General features: G+C 56.7%; 2 protein-coding genes. Both read right to left on the bottom strand.

Annotated features, from left to right (window positions below):
- Positions 1 to 243, bottom strand: a 243-nt coding sequence (locus AC1DH9_RS26555) for a SpvB/TcaC N-terminal domain-containing protein (protein WP_477809100.1), incomplete at its 3' end; no start/stop codon positions are given.
- Positions 240 to 2,582 carry a Tc toxin subunit A-related protein gene (locus AC1DH9_RS26550; RefSeq protein WP_477809099.1) on the bottom strand — a complete coding sequence of 781 codons (2,343 nt, stop codon included), beginning with the start codon at positions 2,580 to 2,582 and terminating at the stop codon, positions 240 to 242. The genes AC1DH9_RS26555 and AC1DH9_RS26550, both read right to left, overlap by 4 nt.
- Positions 2,583 to 2,811 lie beyond the last annotated feature (229 nt).

Below are 2,811 nucleotides of genomic sequence, written 5' to 3'. Positions count from 1 at the left end.
CAGGGTGATGGCGTTGGTCCTGAACGTCCAGCCGATACCGCAAGGGCTGTTGCCCACGCCACTGCGGTAACCCAGCCCCAGCGGCGGGGAAAAACCACGCCCAGGGGAAATCGGCAAGGGCAACTCCAGCGACGCACCGCCATCGGTGCCCACCGCGCCCCAGCCTTTGCCGATGCTTTGGATGGCGCCGCCGCCCTTGGGGAGGGAGGGTGGGTTGATTTCGAGTTTGGGTTGTTCGTTCATTGCGTACCCCCACCGCGCCTGGCGGTATAGAGGATGTGAATGATGACGTCGTTAAGGTTCTCAAGCAGACCTTTCTGCGCCTCGGGGTTGGGAAAGGTCAGTGTCCATTTTGAAACGACCCCGGAGAATTCGAAGGGCAGGTAACGTTCATCCTGGAAGTTCAGCTGGAACAACCCGTTGTCATCCAAGCCGGTGGAGAGGGCAATCTGTTGGTGGGGACGCAGGTCGTCCTTGGGGTTGGCCCCCTTCGTGGCCGACATCTCGACCTTGCTGTAGGTCTGCTCCAGTACCGCGCAAATATCCTCATAGGGCCCGCGAACATTCGGCAATGACACGCTGATGCTGCGGATCCGCCGCAGGTAATGGTTTTGTCCCTGGTAATCATCGTCAAACATTGGCTGTGTCAATTCGAAGGTGCAGGTCCCGGCCTTCAACTGGGAGTGGAAGCCCCCAGTCCCATCCCATTCCTTATTGATCGTCGAAGTGGAATCTTTGGCTTTCAGATTTCTCAGTGACACGGTCTTGCGGATTTCCAGTTCGCGTTTGTTGTTTTGCAGGTATTCACGGTGCATCTGCTGCAGGCTGGTTTTCAGCTGTTCACCGGCACCGAGGCCACGGTAGGACGAGTTCCACGCCCCCGCCTGGATAAAGGTCTGCCGGTAATCGCCCATTTCGTATTGCCAGCAGGCTTCGGCCGCCTGGCACAACGACTGTGCGGTGGTGTAGGCGGTGTAGTAGAAGCTGGCGAACTTGCTGTTGAGCCAGTCATAGGTCTGGGATTTGCTGAAGCGGTTGCTGCTCAGCAGGAAGTCATGGGTGGCCTTGGCCTGCTCCAGTGCGGTTTGCGCCTGGCGCAGTTGCAGTTGGGTCGCTTTGTGTTGGGCTTCGTAGACGGCGAGTTGGGCTTCGATTTGTTTGGCTTCGAGTTTTGACTGGTCAAGGGCCTGTGCCCATTCCACAGCGCGGCGGCGATATTGTTCATAGAGCCCGATGGCTTCGCCTGCACCATGGGAAGCGGTGGCCACGGCCTGAAGCAAGTGCATGGGCGCCTGGAACACCCCTTCTAAGCGATGACCACCGATCACAAGTCCATATATGTTAGGTAGCACCTTGGCGACTTCGCCGGCAAATCCCAACGCCCCCATCTCGCCCTCCAATAGACGGCCATAAAGGTGCAAGGCACCGGCAGCCTTTTCTCCTCGACTCACTCCTTCGTCGACCAACTGCTCGTAATAGCTGACCCGACCCGCAATGACGGCCTTACTGGCCTCTAGCGCTTGCTTGTTGGCTTCATCGATATTCCCGGCCTGAACCTGTATATCCACGGCCACTTTCGCCAGGTTCCAGGCCTGTTGCTGTTGCAGTTCCAGGTACTGCGCCTGCTCTTTGCGTTCGATCAATGACAAGAGGGTCGAGCTAAACTGGATCACGCTCTCTACGGCATTCTGCGCAAGGGCAAACATGAAGCTGAAGCGGTAATGAGGAATCTGCGGGCTCAGCAGGCGACTCAGCGCCGCGCCGGACAAGCCCTGGCCCCAGGCAGCGAGCAGCGCACGTGGGTCCAGCGATGTAGCGAAAAGCGGCAGGTTCAAGGCATTGCCAGCCATGTCGAGGTTATGCCGCAGGTTATATAGGCGGCTTTCGGCCTGGTCCCAGCGCTGGATCAGCTCGGGGTTGAAGGGTAGACGCAAGTAAGGGTTGTCGACCGTCGGTAATGACGAGTCATCGCCATACGGACGCAAGCACAACTGTGGTACGACTTGCGGGTGTGTCCCGCCAAAATCCGGCGAAGGGTGGTCGAGGCGTTGCTGTTGTTGGGTGAGTAGCCGTTGCTCGAACTCACGAATTTCAGGATTTGTCGCGTCACTCAACGTCTTGAGGGTGATCGGCAACCAAGAGTCGATTTGTTGAATATTCGGACGCGGGCCCAAGAGGTCCAGTACCCGCACATACCAGAGCTTGGCCTCGGCCAGTCCATCGGGGGTCAGTTTGCGATAAGCGCTGTCCGCCCGGTTCAACAGGATGTCCAAATACAGCAGATAGAGCGCTTTGCGCAAGTGTACCGGGTGACTGAGAGCAATCTGCTGAGGGTCGTTCGGCCGCCAGGTGGCGTGGCTCAACTGTTCGGGCGTATTCAGTAAATCCGGTACTAAGGGCACTACGTTCCAGAACGGTGGATGGCCTGTTGCACCTTTATTCCGCATAGGATCGAAGGCATAGGCGAGCCAGCGTTGCGCTCCGTCGTACTCTTGCTCCAGGTTCAAACGATGGGCGACGAGCCAGGGCAGGTACAGAAACAATTCAAGAAAATACAGGTAGTAGGCACCTGAAAAATCCATTGCCTCCTCTCCCGCATGTAACGACATAGGCGGTTCATTCAGATGCTGGGTTTCCCACGACAATAATTCATCCATACCCATTTCAGCACGTTGAATCAGATTTCTGGCAAAAGTGGTATTCATGCGAATAGGGGCACGATTGATCTTTTGGACACTGATATCCACATCGTTGGTCGCATCGTTGTACTGGATGGCGGATCCAACAAAGTCAATAAACTCGGCCTTACCC

It is taken from the genome of Pseudomonas sp. 05T35, from assembly GCF_056396605.1.
The sequence above is the reverse complement of the archived record's forward strand: the minus strand, read 5'-3'. Positions and strand labels throughout refer to the sequence as shown.